Raw genomic sequence first — 15,825 nt, forward strand, 5'->3', positions numbered from 1 at the left:
TCAGCGAATGGCGTGCAGCTGGGGCAGCCGGCCCGGTGCATCGTTGTCGGCCTCGGCGATCGCATCGGCGAGCAGTTCGGACAACTGACGCGGGTACACGGTCTGGCCCCCTGTCACGAGCTCAGCGATGTCGTTGGCGTCGCACCAGCGGTGACAGTGGATGTAGCGGCGTTCCAGTTCGGTCCGGCCCGTGCAGGACGGCTCGAAGCGGTGAGTGCGGCGCACGAAGAAGAACTCCTCGCTGTCGATCAGCGCGCCGTTGAACTCGAAGACCTCATCGCGCCGCCAGATGGGTCCGACCATGTCGGCCGACGCGACCTGTAAACCGGTTTCCTCGGCCAACTCTCGCGCGGCGGCCGCGGCCAACCGCTCGCCCGGGCGCACCTCGCCGCCCACGGTGAACCACCACCGGGGCGCGTCGGCGATCGCCGGATCCGAACCGCACAGCAGCAGGACGGCGCCGGTCTCATCGAGCAACACCACCCGCGCCGAGGTGCGGTGTTTGGGCACCCCGTGACCGGAGTACGCCAGCGCATGCGGGCGCTCGACGATCTCGAAATAGCTTGGTGGCGTGGCTGTTCCACCGAGCCGCAGGGCACGCACCGGGCGCCGCTCGGCCAGCGCGAGGGTGTCGCGGACCGCGTCGTTGTGGAATCGGCGGCCCAGCAGCACCCGCGCTTCGGCGTCGGCCAACTCGGCGATCAGCCCGGCCGGCAGCGCCGCCGGGTCGACCGTCGCCAGCGCCGCCGAGAGCTCATTTTCGGCATTCTCCCGCGCGTGACGGGGCGCCCGCTCGGCGGCATCGGCCAGCACGGCCAGCCGGCGGCCCTCCGCCGAACCGCCGTAAGCGTCGATCGCGACCGCGCGCGCGACCACCGCGCGCCGCGCCAGCGCACCGTCGAGGGCCTGCCAGGACAAGTCGTAGCGGACGTTCAACCGGTCCAGCCGGTTGGCTGTGCGGATGGCCCAGACCCCGATCAGCGCCACGACCAGCAGCACGACGATGGCCACAACCAGCCACGTCATCAGCTGGCCACCTGAACCTTGACGCCCGATCCGGCGACCGTCTCGTATACCCGCATGATCTGGCTGGCCACCACCGACCAGTCGTAGCGGGCGACCACTTCGCAACCGGCAGCCGCGTAACGCTCGCGCACCGCGTCGTTCTCCAGCGTCTCGATGAGCCCGTCGGCCAGCCCGGCGGCATCGCCGGGCGGCACCAGACGCCCGACCTCACCGTCGCGCAGCACGTGCCGGAATGCATCCAGGTCGCTGGCCACCACCGGCGCGCCCGCGGCCATCGCCTCCACCAGGACGATGCCGAAGCTCTCGCCGCCGATGTTGGGCGCACAGTAGACGTCGGCGCTGCGCATCGCCGACGCCTTCCCGGCGTCGTCGACCAGACCAAGAAAACGCATGTGCTCCGCCAATGAGCCTGCCTGCGTGCGCAATTCGTCCTCATCACCATGGCCGACCACCAGCACCTGCAGATCCGGAAAGCGTTCCACCACCCGCGGCAGCGCCTCGATCAGCACCTCCATGCCCTTGCGCGGCTCGTCGTAGCGGCCCAGGAACAGCACCGTCTTGCCCGCCCGCGGATACCCGTCCAGCCGCGGCGCCGAGGCCAGTGAGGCGACGTCGACCCCATTGGGGATCTCCACCGCGTCGGTCCCGAGCGCCTCCATCTGCCAGCGCCGCGCGACGTCGGACACCGCGATACGGCCGACGATCTTCTCGTGCCAGGGCCGCAGCAGGCTCTGAAAGACCGACAGCGTCAGCGATTTCGTGGTCGAGGTGTGAAAGGTGGCCACGATCGGGCCCTCGGCAATCCGCAGCGCCCACATGGACAGGCTGGGGGCATTCGGTTCGTGCAAGTGCAGGACGTCGAAGTCGCCGTCGGCCAGCCACCGCCGAACCCGGCCGTGGACCGCGGGACTGAACTGCAGCCGCGCCACCGAACCGTTGTAGGGAATCGGAATGGCTTTTCCGGCCGACACGACATACTCGGGCAGGGATACGTGCGGCGACGCCGGAGCCAGCACACTGACCTCGTGCCCGCGCTCGCGCAACACCTTGGCCAGCTGCAAGACATGAGACTGCACCCCGCCCGGTACGTCGAACGAGTACGGGCAGACCATCCCGATCCGCATTCAGGCCTCCCGCAACCGGGCGCGGTGGGCCTCGGACAGATCGGCCAGCCACTGGGGCTGCAGCATGTGCCAGTCTTCGGGGTGGGCGGCGATGTTGGTGGCGAATTGGTCGGCCAGCGCCTGGGTGATGGTTTTGACGTCCCCGCTGGAACAGTCCAGCGGCGGATGTATCGAGACGGGCCAGGCGTTTTCCTCGTTCCAGCAATGCGCCGGGCAGAGGGCCGCCCCGGTTTCGATCGCGAGCTTCGCCGGCCCGGCCGGCATTCGAGTGGGTTCGCCGAAGAAATCGACTTCGACACCGGTGCGGGTGAGATCGCGCTCTGCCATCAGGCACACCACCCGGTTGGCCCGCAGCCGCTCGCACAACACCTCAAAAGGTGGTCGAGCGCCACCGGACAGCGGCAGCACCTCAAAGCCGAGGCTTTCGCGGTATTCGATGAAACGCCGGTACAGCGACTCGGGTTTGAGTCGTTCCGCGACCGTGGTGAAGGTGCCGCGGGTCTGGGCCAGCCAGACTCCGGCCATGTCCCAGTTACCGCTATGGGGAAGCGCGAGCACAACTCCGCGGCCTTGGGCCAGTGCGGCGTCGATAGTGTCGGCACCCCGGAACGTCTGATCGATCTGACGGGTCAGCACGCGGTGGTCCATCGTCGGCAGTCGAAACGCTTCTCGCCAGTAGCGGCCATAGGACGCCAGCGAGGCCCGCATCAGCTCGTCCGGGACGTCGGCGGCCGCTACTCCGATGACCCGGGCCAGGTTCTTGCGCAGCTGGTCGGGGCCGCCGTTGCGGGCGGCGTAGCGGGCTCCGGTGTCGAATACGCTGCGCGCGGCGAATTCCGGCACCGCTCGCACCGCCATCCAGCCGGTCGCGTACGCCCAGTCGGTCGCCGTCCGGGCCACCAGATCGCGCGGGGCCGCGAGCGCTTTCAGGCCCGCCGGAGTGGAGATCACGGCGCGCTCGTTCCCCGAGTTTCCGGACCTGCCGGCAACGGCTCGGTGGCCCCGGGCGAGGTCCACACCCGGTGCAGCCGCTGCGCACAGGTGAGCAAGCTTGCCACTGCCAGCACCCACATCGCCACCGGCAGCGCCGGCGGCCAGGCCACGAACGGAAAGTCCGAGATACCAGCGCCGCCCAGCACGATGATCAGCCGTTCCGGCCGTTCGATGAGGCCGCCGTCGCCGCGCAGCCCGCTGGCTTCGGCCCGGGCCTTGATGTAGGAGATCACCTGGGAGGTGACCAGGCAGATCAGCGTCGCCACCGCCAGCAGTTTGTCGTGCAGGCCGAAGACGATCCACCACAGCAGCCCGCAGAACACCGCGCCGTCACTGATGCGGTCGCAGGAGGCGTCCAGCGTTGCGCCGAAGCGGGTGCCGCCGCCCCTTTCCCGGGCCATCGCCCCGTCGAGCATGTCGAAGAGCGCGAAGAACCAGACCACACACCCGCCGACGAACAGCTTGCCCATCGGGAAGAACGTGAGCGCCCCCGCCACCGAGGCGATCGTGCCCAGGATGGTGACGCCGTCCGGGGTCAAACCGACCCGCAGCGCGGCCCTGGCGAGCGGACTGCTGAGCCGGGCGAACGCGGCCCGGGACAGGAAGGGCGCCTTACTCATTGCGCCGCTCCTTCCCATCGCTGCGCTCTGCATCGTCGCCGGCGCGACTCATTGCTGTTTCGCCCATTCGGTGGCCAGCAACTGGCGGGTATCCCGCAGCAACTGCGGGATCACCTTGGAGCCGCCGACGATGGTGATGAAGTTCGCGTCACCACCCCAGCGCGGCACCACGTGCACGTGCAGGTGTTCGGCCAACGACCCACCCGCCGACGCCCCCAAATTCAGGCCGACATTGAAGCCGTGCGGGCGCGAGACGTTCTTAATGACGCGAATCGCCTTCTGGATGAAGGCCATTAGCTCCGCGCTTTCCGCGTCGGTCAGGTCCTCGAGTTCCGAAATCCGCCGATAGGGCACCACCATCAAATGCCCGGGGTTGTACGGGTAGAGGTTGAGCACGGCGTAGACGAGTTCGCCGCGGGCGACCACCAGGCCGTCCTCGTCGGGCAGTTGCGGAATGTCGGTGAACGGCTCCTCGGATTTGCCGTTGTCGCGCTTCATCGGCGCTTCGGCCAGATAGGTCATCCGGTACGGGGTCCACAGCCGCTGCAGGTGGTCGCGCTCGCCGACACCTGTGTCGAAAATGGTGTCGTCGCCCGGATCGGCGCTGTCCTGCTCACTCACCGCCGGCTACTTTCACCAGTTCTGCTGTGGGAGCGGAATTTTCGCGGTCGGCGATCCACTTGACGATAGTATCGACCGCTCCGTCGACGGCCACGCCGTTGATCTGGGTGCGGTCGCCGAAGCGGAAGCTGACCGCCCCGGCCTCGACGTCGCGGTCGCCGGCCAGCAACATGAACGGCACCTTCTGGGCGGTCTGATGGACGATCTTCTTGGCCATCCGGTCGTCGCTGGCGTCCACCTCGACTCGCACTCCGCGCGATTTCAGTTGAGCCGCAACCTGTTCCAGGTACGCGACGTGCTCATCGGCCACCGGGATACCGACCACCTGAACGGGCGACAGCCATGCCGGGAACGCCCCCGCGTAGTGCTCGGTGAGAATGCCGAAGAACCGCTCGATCGACCCGAACAGCGCGCGGTGGATCATCACCGGCCGCTGCCGGGTGCCGTCAGCGGCCGTGTACTCGAGCTCGAAACGCTCCGGGAAGTTGAAATCCACCTGGATGGTCGACATCTGCCAGCTGCGGCCCAGCGCGTCGCGGGCCTGCACCGAGATCTTCGGGCCGTAGAACGCCGCGCCGCCGGGATCGGGAACCAAATCCAGGCCGGATTCCGCGGCCACTTCGGCCAGCGCGTTGGTGGCTTGCTCCCACATTTCGTCGGAGCCGACGAACTTCTCCGGGTCTTTGGTGGACAACTCCAGATAGAAGTCCTCCAGCCCGTAGTCGGCGAGCAGGCTGAGGACGAACCTCAGCAGCGAGGCCAGCTCGCCGTGCAGCTGTTCGCGGGTGCAGAAGATGTGCGAGTCGTCCATCGTGAACCCGCGAGCCCGGGTCAGCCCGTGCACCACGCCGGACTTCTCGTAGCGGTACACCGTTCCAAACTCGAAGAGCCGCAACGGAAGCTCCCGATACGACCGCCCGCGCGATCGGAAGATCAGCGTGTGCATCGGGCAGTTCATCGGCTTGAGGTAATAGTCCTGGCCGGGTTTGCGCACCGTGCCGTCGTCGTTGTACTCGGCGTCGAGCTGCATCGGCGGGAACATGCCGTCGGCGTACCAGTCCAGGTGCCCCGAGGTGTGGAACAGCTGCGCCTTGGTGATGTGCGGGGTGTTGACGAACTCGTATCCCGCCTCGATGTGCTTGCGCCGCGAGTACTCCTCCAGCTCCCTGCGCACGACACCGCCCTTGGGGTGGAAAACCGCGAGGCCGGAACCGATTTCATCGGGGAAGCTGAACAGGTCCAGCTCGGAGCCCAGCTTGCGGTGATCGCGGCGCTGGGCCTCCTCGATCAGCTCCAGGTGGTGATCCAGCGCCTCCTGCGACTCCCACGCGGTGCCGTAGATGCGTTGCAGGCTGGCGTTTTTCTGGTCACCCCGCCAATACGCGGCCGAGCTTCTGGTGAGCTTGAACGCCGGGATGTGCTTGGTGGTCGGGATGTGCGGGCCGCGGCACAGGTCGCCCCAGACTCTTTCGCGGGTACGGGGATTGAGGTTGTCGTAGGCGGTGAGCTCGTCGCCGCCCACCTCCATGACGTCGGGGTCACCGGATTTGTCGTCGACGAGTTCCAGTTTGTAGGGCTCGCCCGCCAACTCGGCACGCGCCGCGTCTTTGGTTTCGTAGACCCGCCGGTCGAACAGCTGCCCGTCCTTGACGATCTGGCGCATCCGCTTTTCCAGCTTGGTCAAGTCCTCGGGCGTGAACGCCTCGGCCACATCGAAGTCGTAGTAGAAGCCGTCGGTAATCGGCGGCCCGATGCCGAGTTTGGCGTGCGGGAACAGGTCTTGGACGGCCTGGGCCAACACGTGTGCGGTCGAGTGCCGGATGACGCTGCGCCCCTCGTCGGTGTTGGCGGCGACCGGGACGACCTCGGCGTCGGCCTGAGGCACCCAACTGAGATCGCGCAGCGTGCCGTCGGCGTCGCGCACCACCACGATCGCGTCGGGCGCACCCCGCCTCGGCAGCCCCGCCTCGCCGACGGCGGCGGCCGCGGTAGTCCCGGCAGGAACCCGGATCGGGGCTGCTGGGGCGGGGTGGGCGGGGGCGCTCATCGGGTTGATCTCCATGTTCGTGGGAATCGAGACTTCGAAAAATTGATCGTTGCCCATGCTATCGGGGCCGATCTCGCAGAGACCACGCCATTAAGGCCTTAGGGCTGACCCGGCTTCAGCTTCACGAACAACGCATCGGCTTCGGCCAGGAGCGTGTCCCCATCGGTCAGCCTGCCCGACACAAAGATCTTGCGGCCATCCACCCGGTCGATGCCGGCGTCGAACTGCACCTCTTTGTCGATCGGCACGATATTGCGGTAGTTGATCTTCAGGTACGCGGTGCGCTGGCGGGGGGTGCCGCTGAGCACCGACGCGGTCAGGCCGAGCACGGTGTCGAACAGCATCCCCAACGACCCGCCGTGCACGGCGCCGTTGCGCCCGAGGTGAAACCGCGCGAACCGGGCCGTGCCCTCGATCCGCCCGTCCTCCGTCTTGCGAGACCACAAGGGCACGGTGAGGATGTTGCCGCGCACCGGCAGGTCCATCCGGCGGCCCGACGGCGATGCCCATTCGTCGGCGTCGTACGGGCTCAACAGCGCGGACAGCTCCTCCAGCGTGTCCGCGGCCTCGGTGATCACCTCGTCGGGCGCATCGACGGCGCGCGCGTGGTCTTGCAGCTTGCGCACCGCGTCGATGAACCGGCCGTAGTCGGGCCCGCCCTTGGTCGTCGGTTCGGGTGGATTGAATCCCCCGCCAGGGTGTTGCTGAGGGTCGCCGGCCACCAGAACACCGTATTGGGTGGCCGCTTACTGCGCTCCGGCAGCCGCCAGGGTCTCGAACTCGTCGTCACTGAGCGTGATCTCGGCGGCGGCCACGTTCTCCTCCAGGTGCGCCACCTTCGAAGTGCCCGCAATCGGCAACATCACCGGCGAGCGCTTCAGCAGCCAGGCCAGCGCCAGCTGCGACGGCGACGCGTGGTGGTTGTCGGCGATGCGTTGCAGCGGGCCGCCGGGAGCTGCCAGCGGGCCGGCCGCCAGCGGGAAGTACGGGATGAAGCCGACGCCCTGCTCGGTCGCGGCATCGAGCAGCGGTTCGGATCTACGCACCGTCAGGTTGTACATGTTCTGTACCGACACGATCTGGGTGATCTGCTGGGCCTCGTTCAGCTGGTCGACGGTGATCTCGGACAGCCCGATGTGGAGGATCTTGCCCTCGTTCTTCAGCTTGAGTAGCTCGCCCACCTGGTCGGCCAGCGGCCACTTGGGGTCCACGCGGTGCAGCTGGAACAGGTCGATGGTGTCGACGCCCAGGCGGCGCAGGCTCATCTCGCATTCCTGGCGCAGGTAAGCCGGGTAACCCATCTCGATCCAGACATCCGGGCCGGTCCTCAAAAATCCGGCCTTGGTCCCGATCACCAGGCCGTCGTAGGGGTAGAGCGCCTCGCGGATGATCTCCTCGGAGATGGAGGGGCCGTAGGAGTTCGCGGTGTCGAAGAAGTTGACGCCGAGTTCGACGGCGCGTCGCAACACCCGGACGCATTCGTCGCGATCGGCGGGTGGGCCCCAGACGCCCTTGCCGACGATGCGCATCGCCCCGAAGCCGAGGCGGTTGACAGTTAGATCGTCGCCGAAGGTGAAGGTTCCAGAAGCTTCGGCAATAGTTTTCGAGTTTTGTGCGGTCACGCATATGACCGTACGCCGGAGCCGCATTCGCGCATCCCGGCGTGGCAAGCTGAGCGGGTGGACCTAGCAGCACTCGAGGAGCTTCCGCTGAGTTACTCCGAGGTGGGCGCAACCGCCGCGGGCGAGCTGCCCACGGGATACGGCCATCTTCACGTCGAGAAGCAGATCGGCACGGGCCCGCAGCGTTTCGAACGGGCCGCCGAGGCGGTCATGCGCTGGGGCATGCAACGCGGCGCCGGGCTGCGGGTGCAGGCCAGCTCGGAGGTCGCGGCGGTGGACACGGTGGTGTTGGTGCGAATGGGTTTTCTGCCCGCGCCGTGCCGGGTCGTGTACGTCATCGACGAGCCCGACATCCGCGGTTTCGCGTACGGCACGTTGGAAGGCCATCCGGAGTCCGGCGAGGAACGCTTCGTCGTGCGCCGGGACCCGACCACCTCCGCGGTGTTCGCGGAGGTGTCGGCCTTCTCCCGGCCCGCGACCTGGTGGAGCAAGCTCGGTCACCCGGTGGTGTCGGTGGCTCAGCGTGTCATCGCCAAGCGCTACCTGCGCGGGGTGTGACGGTTAGCGGGGAGGCTAGGAGCCCCAGCCGCTAAGCAAACTTTCCGCGCCGGTGCAGATCCCGTCGATGACCTCGGCCACCGACGCGTCGTCACGGATCATGCCGACCCCCTGACCGGCATCGACCGGGGCAATCCTGCGGTCGTCGGCGGCGATCGCGGCGGCCAGCTCGTCGCACGCCGGTGCATCCAGCGCGTCCTCATTGCCCGTCCAGCGCGCGACGAAGTCGTTGGTCAACACGCGTGCCGGGAACCGCGCGGGCCACGGCAGACCCTTGGCGACGTCGAAGGCCCGGGTGATCGCGGTGTCGGTCGACCGGGCCGCGATCAGGGCCTGGCGGCTGGCGTCGCCGGTCAGCGCCTCCGGACACGCCGCAAGGCGGGTGCCCACCCATGCTCCGCTGGCCCCCGCGGCCAGCACGGCGGCCAGGCTGCGCGCCGAGGCGATACCACCACCGGCAAGCACCGGCACCGAGACGGCATCCAAAACGGTGTCGAGCAATGGCAGCGTCCCGAGTTTCGTATCGCCGTGGCCGCCGCCCTCGGAACCGCGCGCGACCAAGATGTCGACACCGGCGTCGACCGCTTGCCGGGCGCCGAGTGCATCGTAAACCTGTGTGACAGTGGGGATTCCGGCTTCATTCGCTTTTGCGACCCATGACCAGTCGGTGCCGAAGCTGACGGACAACAGGACGGGCCGCGCGGCCAGGGCGTCGTCGAGCAGCCCCGCCTCGTTGCGCATCACCCAGTCCACCAGGCCGATTCCGAACCTGCCGTCCACGTGTTGCAACTGGGTCTGCAGCAGCTCCCGCGTCGCGACACTGCCCATCCCGACCATGCCCAGACCGCCGGCGGCGCTGACGGCTGCGGCCAGGCGGCCACCCGCGACCCCGCCCATCGGGGCGTTGACGATGGGCGCCCGCAGGCCGAGCTCCCTTGACCAGGGCGTGGATAGCATGTCAGCTAGTGCTCCGCACCGGGCTGGCTTTTCAGCACCGTCAGGATGATCACGGAATCCTCGACCGCGTGCAGGGCATGCCGTTGCGGCGGAATCGCGACATAGTCACCGGTTCTACCGTCCCAGGAGTCGGCGCCGGCCGTCAGGCGCACATGACCCTGCAGCACCTGCAGCGTCGCCTCGCCGGGGCTGTCGTGTTCGGAGAGGTCGTGGTCGGCGAGCAGCGCCAGCACGGTCTGCCGGAGTTCGTGGGTGTGACCCCCGTGGATGGTGTGGGCGGCCCGTCCGCTGTGCGACTGCCGGGCTTCGGCCAGTTTTTCGGTGGCCAGGCTGGTCAGCGAGATCGATTCCATTAGTGAGTCCCCTCGGTCTGAAGGTGGGCTGTGCGCGGTCTCAGGCGGTCAATAGGAGTATCCCCGCCACGATCAACGCGGCCGCCTTGACCACCTCCAAACCGACATAGGCGTAGTGGCCTCGGGAGCGGGGCGCGTCCGATCCGGCGAGCACCGCGTCTGAGCGGCGAGTCAACCGGGGCCGCACCGCGATCAGCTGAACCGCCAGCGCGGCGAAAGCGACGCAGAACGCGACGGCGATCCGCGTCGGCATCGGGCCGGCCGCCACGAGCGCCAGGATGACGAGGGCGAAACCGCACTCGACGGTGTTGAGTGCCCGAAACACCAGGCGCCCGATACCGAGCCCGATCTGCAACGTCACGTTGGATGCCCGGAATTTCAGCGGCGCTTCCAGGAACGAGATGGCCAGCACCATGCCAAGCCAGACGAAGGCGACCGCGACGGCGATCGCCGGTCCGGTGCCCATCTTCAGGCCTGCTGCAGTTCGAGGTGAGCCAGACACAGATCCGGTTCGACGAAAGCATCGAGGCGCTCGACGGTAACCGGGGCTCCCCAGGTTTCCAGGGCTCCTTGCATGAGCCCGAGGTGGATCGGACAGACGACGGCGGTTTGGCTTTCGGCGAGCTCCAGGAACGGGCAGTGCCGCAGGCCGACCTGTTGCTCGCCGTCGACTCGCCGACGCTCCGGGGCAAAGCCAAGCTGGTCAAGCACGTCGATCAAGCGGCTGATGGCCCGATCCGGGCTCTTGGCATCTCGCGGTGACGGTTCCACGCCCGGATCCAGCTGCCGTCCCCAGGCCCGCCCGGCGGCCAGCGCCTTGGCGGGAGAATCCTTCTCGTCGGCGAACGCCGTCGTCAGTATTTCGGCGAGCAACCGGTAGTGCCGCGTACCGCCGCGATCCATCTGCCGGACCGCCCCGAACATCAGCGGCGGACGCCCCGGCCCCTTGCGACTCGGCTCAACCCGTTCCACTTGGCCGGCGCCGACCAGGCCGTCGAGGTGGAAGCGGACGGTGTTGGGATGCACGCTCAGCAGGTCGGCGATCGCGACGATGCTCATCGGATCCCGAGACGTCCGCAATATCCGCAGCACCTCACGACGGCGACTTGCGGATTCTCCCGATGGCGTGGCCTGAACTGGCAAGGGTCCTCACGCTCCTTCGGAAACGTCGGCTTTCGGCTGGGCCGCCACCAGGGGTGCGTCGGCGCCGAGCGCACCAAGCTTGGCCGCTCCGCCCGGTGATCCCAGTGGGGCGTCGCGCCCCGGCAGCGTTTCGGAGAAAAACGCCGCATTGTCGGCCAGGTATGGCTGCAGTTCCTCGGGCACGTCGTCTTCGTAGTAGATCGCCTCCACCGGGCAGACCGGTTCGCACGCGCCGCAGTCCACGCATTCGTCGGGATGGATGTAGAGCGCCCGGCCGCCCTCATAGATGCAGTCCACCGGACATTCGTCCACACATGCCCGATCCATCACGTCGACGCAGGGCTTCCCGATCACGTATGTCATGCGATAGAGTTTACACAATCACAATTGTGAAAACCAGGAAGGGCGGAGAGACTATGGCTCCCATGTCAAGTCGCGCCGACGACAGCGTTCAGGGTCACTGGCTGCTGGCGCGGCTGGGGAAACGAGTCCTTCGCCCGGGCGGCGTCGGCCTCACCCGCACGATGCTGGCCGGCGCCGGCGTGACCGACGCCGACGTGCTCGAGCTGGCGCCGGGCCTCGGCCGCACCGCCGCCGAGATCCTCACCCGGCAGCCGCGGTCGTACGTGGGCGCCGAACAGGACCCCGATGCGGCCGACACGGTTCGCAACGTCATCGCCAAGGCCGGGTCCGCGAGCGTCCGGGTCGCCGACGCGGCGGACACCGGATTGCCCGACGCCAGCCGTGACGTCGTGATCGGTGAGGCGATGCTGACGATGCAGGGCGATGCCACCAAGCACGCCATCGTCGCCGAGGCCGCGCGGGTGCTGAGGCCGGGCGGCCGCTACGCGATCCACGAACTCGCGCTGACGCCCGACAGCGTCTCGGAGGAGATCAGCACGGAGATCCGGCAGTCGCTTGCCCGGGCGATCAAGGTGAACGCCCGCCCGCTGACCGTTGCGGAATGGTCGGGACTGTTGTCGGAGCACGGACTGGTCGTCGACCGGGTCGTGACCGCACCGATGGCGCTGCTGCAGCCACGTCGAGTGATCGCCGACGAAGGGCTTTTCGGGGCGCTGCGCTTTGCCAGGAATCTGCTCGTCAATCGTGACGCACGCAAGCGAGTGCTGACGATGCGCAAAACGTTCCGCAAGCATCGCGAGCGACTGACCGCCGTCGCAATCATCGCCCGTAAACCGGGCGACGAGTAAGGTCGGTCGCCGCACACCCGATGGGTCGACAGCGTTGAACTTAATCGACATTATCGCTGGTTTTCATCAACAATTTCCCCGGCAGATATCGAGGTACCCATAAGGTATGTGCCGTGTCCGACCCCTCGATGCACACCGGGTACGCGCACGCCACCCGTGGCCGCCGCTCGTCGCATCACTCGGGTGACGACCGCGAGCAGGCGATCCTGGCCACCGCCGAACGGCTCTTGGAAGAGCGCCCGCTGGCCGACTTCTCCGTGGACGATCTGGCAAAGGGCGCGGGCATCTCCCGGCCCACCTTCTACTTCAATTTCCGGTCCAAAAACGCGGTGCTGCTGTCGTTGCTGGACCAGATGAACAACAAGGCACACGCCGCCCTCAACACGCTTCGCGCCAAGCTGTACGGCGACCCGGCGACGCTGTGGCGCGACCGCATCGAGGCGTTCTTCGAGGTGTCGGGATCCCACCGTGCGGTCGCGGTGGCCGGTGCGGCGGCCAAGTCCACCAACCCCGAGGTCCGCCAGCTGTGGCTGGCACTGATGCAGAAGTGGATAGCGTTCACCACGGTCGCGATCAAGGCCGAGCGCGAGCGAGGCGCCGCCCCGGACACCGTCTCGGCCGAGGATCTGTCCATCGCACTGAACATGTTGAGCGAGCGGGTGATGGCCGCGACGTTCACCACCGAGGAGCCGGCGATCCACGAAGATCGGGTGATCGACACGCTGGTGCACATCTGGCTGGCCAGCATCTACGAGGACGGTTACCCGTCTGCCGGGCATGCCGCCCTGGCACTACGGGATACCGCGACCTCGCTTGCCGAGTATCCGCTCGGCGCGACCTAGGCTCTCGTCGATCAACCGGTCGACGGCGCCGAAATAGGTTGGCGACGGCGGCTTTCCGGCCAGGTCTGCAATTGCGCGCTGTTCACCGAGAATATCTGCCGCAGCGAGGTTCTCGGCCATCCGCGCAGCATGAACCTGGAGCCCCGCCAGCAGCTCGCCGCACTGGGAACCCGCGATCACGGTCCGCCGGGCCAGGGTCCGCAGCGTGTCCCATTCGGCATGCCATGCGCCGTCCGGGCGTTCGTCGTTGGCCAGGGCCGCCGCGGTATGCAGGGTCGCCGCCAGTTGCGGAGCCGATAGCGCAGTCCGTCGTATCAAGATGGACAACACCGGATTGCGCTTGTGCGGCATCGAAGACGAGCCGCCACGGTGTGCGGCGGCCGGCTCGCTCAGCTCGCCGATTTCCGGACGGGCCAGAATCACCACGTCAGAGGCGATCCGGCCCCAGCTGTCGGTACACCCGACGAAGGCATCCGCGGTCTCGGTCACCGGCGTCCGGGTGGTATGCCATGGGGGCCGCGCGCTCAGACCCAAAGCGACCGCGGCAGTGTGCATTGCCCGATCCGCAACCTCCGCCGGGTCGGCCGCGTCCGTGAGCAGCGTCGCGAGTTCCGTCGTGGCAGACCATGTTCCGACGGCACCGCCGACCTGAATCGGGGTGGCCAGCCCGCAAAGCCGCTCGTATGCGTCGAGGACACCATTGCACCACCCGGCCGCCTTGGCGCCGAACGTGGTGGGCGCGGCCTGCTGGGTGAGTGTGCGGGCCACCATCGGGGTGGCCCGATGGACGTCGGCAAGTGCGGTCAGCGTTGAAACCTGTTCGGAAAGCTCCGTTCTCAGCTCGTCGACGACGGCGCGCACGCCCAGCATCAGCGCGGTGTCCACGACGTCCTGACTGGTGAGTCCGCGGTGGATCCACGGGGCGACAGGAGACGTGGCGCGCTGGCGCAGCAGCTCGACAAGTCCGACGATCGGGTTGCCGCTGTTCTCGGCGACGACCGCGAGCGCCTCCATGTCGTCGTGATCGACCAGGTGTGACAGGTCGGCATTTGCCGCGTCGGCCGGTGCCAGGCCTTCGGCCGCCAGCGCGCTCAACCATGCGGATTCCACCGCTATCATCGACCGCAGCAGCGCCTGATCGGTCATGTGCTGGCCGGCCCGGTGGTCTCCCGGCCACAACAGATTGGTCATCGCCCGGCGTCCCGGTACGCCAGAAACACGGTCTCCTGTGGGCCCTGCAGGTGAATGTCGAAGCGGTAATTCATTTGTCCCGACGATCTTTCGGCGACGCACAGCAAAGTCGCCCGCCGCTGCTCGTCGAGGCTGGTCAACAGCGGGTCGGCGCCCAGGTCCGGGCCGGGCAGATAGGCGCGAGTGAACAACCGGTTCAGCAACCCGCGAGCGAAGACGGTGATGGCGAAAAACGGCGGCCGCCCGTCGCTTCCCGGACCGGGCGGCACGGTGGTGAAGCGGTAGCGCCCGGCGTCATCCGTTGCGGCCCTGCCCCATCCGGTGAATCCGTCACGTCGCAGCGAGCCGGCCCGGCGGGGAATGCGACCGGCCGGGTCGGCCTGCCAGAGTTCGATCAGGGCGTCCGGGATCGGTTCGCCGGCCCCGTCATGCACCGTGCCGTGCAGTCGGACCACTCCGGCGTCCGAATCGCCGACCAATTCGCTGTCGCCCGGATAGGGCAACCCCAGATCAAGGAAGGGGCCGACGGTTTGTCCTGCGGTGCAAGCTAATTCAGCCATGTTCGGTCTCGGTCCAGGTGCCGGCGCTGCCGGCCAGCACGATGTCCCATCGATACCCGGTCGCATACTCCGGCTCGGTGAGGTCGTGGTCGTAGCCGGCGATCAGCCGTTGGCGCGCGGCGGGATCCAGAATCGATTGGAAAATCGGATCCAGATCGAACAGCGGGTCGCCCGGGAAGTACATCTGGGTGACCAGGCGTTGGGTGAATGCGGTACCGAACACCGAGAAATGGATGTGTGCGGGACGCCAGGCGTTGTGATGATTGCGCCACGGATACGGGCCGGGCTTGACGGTCACGAATCGGTATGTCCCGTCGGGCCCGGTCAGACACCGGCCCGCTCCGGCGAAGTTCGGGTCGAGCGGAGCCGGGTGCTGGTCACGCTGATGCCGGTAGCGACCGCCGGCGTTGGCCTGCCAGACCTCGATCAGCTGGCCTGCCAGCGGTCGACCGGATTGATCGAATAGCCGCCCGGCCACGATGATGCGCTCCCCGATCGGCTCGCCCGGAAATCCTGCCGTCAGGTCGGCGTCAAGTGGGTCGACGTCGCGCTCGCCAAAGCACGGCGCGCAGCGTTCGAGCTCTTCGGGATCCACAAGCAGCAGTGGTTGTTTCGGGTGGCGCCGCATGCTGCTGCGGTAGGGCGGATAGTCCAGCCGCGGCTGAGTCTGTGCGCCCGGGACGCCTGTCGAGCGCCGATAGTCGGCCGCGATTCCGGCGATCTCCGCCGTGATGTCACCCTGCGACGCGACGCGCTCCGGTGCGGCCCTCACGAAGCGTGAGGCTACTCGTCAATTGGTCCGCGGCTATAGAGCGCGCACCAGCGCGGCGCGCCCCACGCCGTCGACCTCGACGCACACCGGCGCCCCACAGGGCGCCGTGGACCCTTGCGGCGTGGTCTGGATTTTCTGGTGATTGACCTGGCCGGTTGGTCTGCGAGATTCTACTGAGCGGAAGA

Annotated in this window: 18 protein-coding genes and 1 pseudogene; 3 read left to right on the forward strand and 16 right to left on the reverse strand. The window is 67.7% G+C overall.

Annotated features, from left to right (window positions below):
• From ACTXG5_RS22555 to ACTXG5_RS22590, 8 genes are all read right to left on the reverse strand, one after another.
• A complete protein-coding gene (locus ACTXG5_RS22555; protein ID WP_445160901.1) occupies positions 1-1,026 on the reverse strand; it encodes an NUDIX hydrolase in 1,026 nt (341 codons plus the stop codon).
• The gene (locus tag ACTXG5_RS22560) at positions 1,026-2,150 is read right to left on the reverse strand and encodes a glycosyltransferase family 4 protein (protein WP_445160902.1); all 1,125 of its coding nucleotides are present in this window, start codon (positions 2,148-2,150) and stop codon (positions 1,026-1,028) included. The genes ACTXG5_RS22555 and ACTXG5_RS22560 overlap by 1 nt, the downstream gene beginning before the upstream one ends.
• A complete protein-coding gene (locus ACTXG5_RS22565; protein ID WP_445160903.1) occupies positions 2,151-3,101 on the reverse strand; it encodes a phosphatidylinositol mannoside acyltransferase in 951 nt (316 codons plus the stop codon).
• Entirely contained in the window at positions 3,098-3,763 is a 666-nt protein-coding gene (pgsA, locus tag ACTXG5_RS22570; RefSeq protein ID WP_445160904.1) for a phosphatidylinositol phosphate synthase, read from the reverse strand. Before pgsA ends, ACTXG5_RS22565 begins: the two co-directional genes overlap by 4 nt.
• A gap of 48 nt (positions 3,764-3,811) precedes the next feature.
• Positions 3,812-4,384: an HIT family protein gene (locus ACTXG5_RS22575; protein ID WP_445160905.1), complete on the reverse strand. Its 573-nt coding sequence runs from the start codon at positions 4,382-4,384 to the stop codon at positions 3,812-3,814.
• Positions 4,377-6,431, reverse strand: coding sequence for a threonine--tRNA ligase (thrS, locus tag ACTXG5_RS22580; protein ID WP_445164551.1), 2,055 nt, complete (start codon positions 6,429-6,431; stop codon positions 4,377-4,379). The genes ACTXG5_RS22575 and thrS overlap by 8 nt, the downstream gene beginning before the upstream one ends.
• Before the next feature lie 98 nt (positions 6,432-6,529).
• A complete protein-coding gene (locus tag ACTXG5_RS22585) occupies positions 6,530-7,153 on the reverse strand; it encodes a PaaI family thioesterase (RefSeq protein WP_445160906.1) in 624 nt (207 codons plus the stop codon).
• A gap of 24 nt (positions 7,154-7,177) precedes the next feature.
• Positions 7,178-8,080, reverse strand: a complete 903-nt coding sequence (locus ACTXG5_RS22590; protein ID WP_445160907.1) for an aldo/keto reductase — start codon at positions 8,078-8,080, stop codon at positions 7,178-7,180.
• Positions 8,081-8,110: 30 nt separating this feature from the next.
• On the opposite strand from ACTXG5_RS22590, the gene ACTXG5_RS22595 reads away from it, so the two are divergent.
• Positions 8,111-8,611, forward strand: coding sequence for a DUF1990 family protein (locus tag ACTXG5_RS22595; protein ID WP_445160908.1), 501 nt, complete (start codon positions 8,111-8,113; stop codon positions 8,609-8,611).
• A 15-nt stretch (positions 8,612-8,626) separates the two neighbouring features.
• Here the strand turns inward: ACTXG5_RS22595 and ACTXG5_RS22600 are convergent, their stop codons facing one another.
• From ACTXG5_RS22600 to fdxA, 5 genes are read right to left on the reverse strand one after another with little or no spacing between them, the layout of a single operon-like run.
• A complete protein-coding gene (locus tag ACTXG5_RS22600; protein ID WP_445160909.1) occupies positions 8,627-9,568 on the reverse strand; it encodes an NAD(P)H-dependent flavin oxidoreductase in 942 nt (313 codons plus the stop codon).
• 5 nt (positions 9,569-9,573) lie between these two features.
• Positions 9,574-9,921, reverse strand: coding sequence for a cupin domain-containing protein (locus ACTXG5_RS22605; RefSeq protein WP_445160910.1), 348 nt, complete (start codon positions 9,919-9,921; stop codon positions 9,574-9,576).
• Positions 9,922-9,961: 40 nt separating this feature from the next.
• On the reverse strand, positions 9,962-10,387 hold the full coding sequence (locus tag ACTXG5_RS22610; RefSeq protein ID WP_445160911.1) for a hypothetical protein: 426 nt from the start codon (positions 10,385-10,387) through the stop codon (positions 9,962-9,964).
• A 2-nt stretch (positions 10,388-10,389) separates the two neighbouring features.
• Entirely contained in the window at positions 10,390-11,064 is a 675-nt protein-coding gene (locus ACTXG5_RS22615; protein WP_445160912.1) for a helix-turn-helix transcriptional regulator, read from the reverse strand.
• Positions 11,065-11,070: 6 nt separating this feature from the next.
• Positions 11,071-11,427, reverse strand: a complete 357-nt coding sequence (gene fdxA, locus ACTXG5_RS22620) for a ferredoxin (RefSeq protein WP_445160913.1) — start codon at positions 11,425-11,427, stop codon at positions 11,071-11,073.
• Positions 11,428-11,480: 53 nt separating this feature from the next.
• On the opposite strand from fdxA, the gene ACTXG5_RS22625 reads away from it, so the two are divergent.
• Both ACTXG5_RS22625 and ACTXG5_RS22630 read left to right on the forward strand, forming a co-directional pair.
• Positions 11,481-12,275 carry a class I SAM-dependent methyltransferase gene (locus ACTXG5_RS22625; protein WP_445160914.1) on the forward strand — a complete coding sequence of 265 codons (795 nt, stop codon included), beginning with the start codon at positions 11,481-11,483 and terminating at the stop codon, positions 12,273-12,275.
• 128 nt (positions 12,276-12,403) lie between these two features.
• A pseudogene (locus ACTXG5_RS22630) lies at positions 12,404-13,027 on the forward strand (TetR/AcrR family transcriptional regulator); the annotation flags it as partial.
• Between the two features lie 39 nt (positions 13,028-13,066).
• Here the strand turns inward: ACTXG5_RS22630 and ACTXG5_RS22635 are convergent.
• The 3 genes from ACTXG5_RS22635 to pcaH are packed head-to-tail and all read right to left on the reverse strand — an operon-like array spanning position 13,067 to position 15,640.
• A complete protein-coding gene (locus ACTXG5_RS22635; protein WP_445160915.1) occupies positions 13,067-14,308 on the reverse strand; it encodes a lyase family protein in 1,242 nt (413 codons plus the stop codon).
• Entirely contained in the window at positions 14,305-14,868 is a 564-nt protein-coding gene (gene pcaG / locus ACTXG5_RS22640; protein ID WP_445160916.1) for a protocatechuate 3,4-dioxygenase subunit alpha, read from the reverse strand. The genes ACTXG5_RS22635 and pcaG overlap by 4 nt, the downstream gene beginning before the upstream one ends.
• Positions 14,861-15,640 carry a protocatechuate 3,4-dioxygenase subunit beta gene (pcaH, locus tag ACTXG5_RS22645; RefSeq protein ID WP_445160917.1) on the reverse strand — a complete coding sequence of 260 codons (780 nt, stop codon included), beginning with the start codon at positions 15,638-15,640 and terminating at the stop codon, positions 14,861-14,863. Before pcaH ends, pcaG begins: the two co-directional genes overlap by 8 nt.
• Positions 15,641-15,825 lie beyond the last annotated feature (185 nt).

This window comes from Mycobacterium sp. Dal123C01, assembly GCF_052566995.1.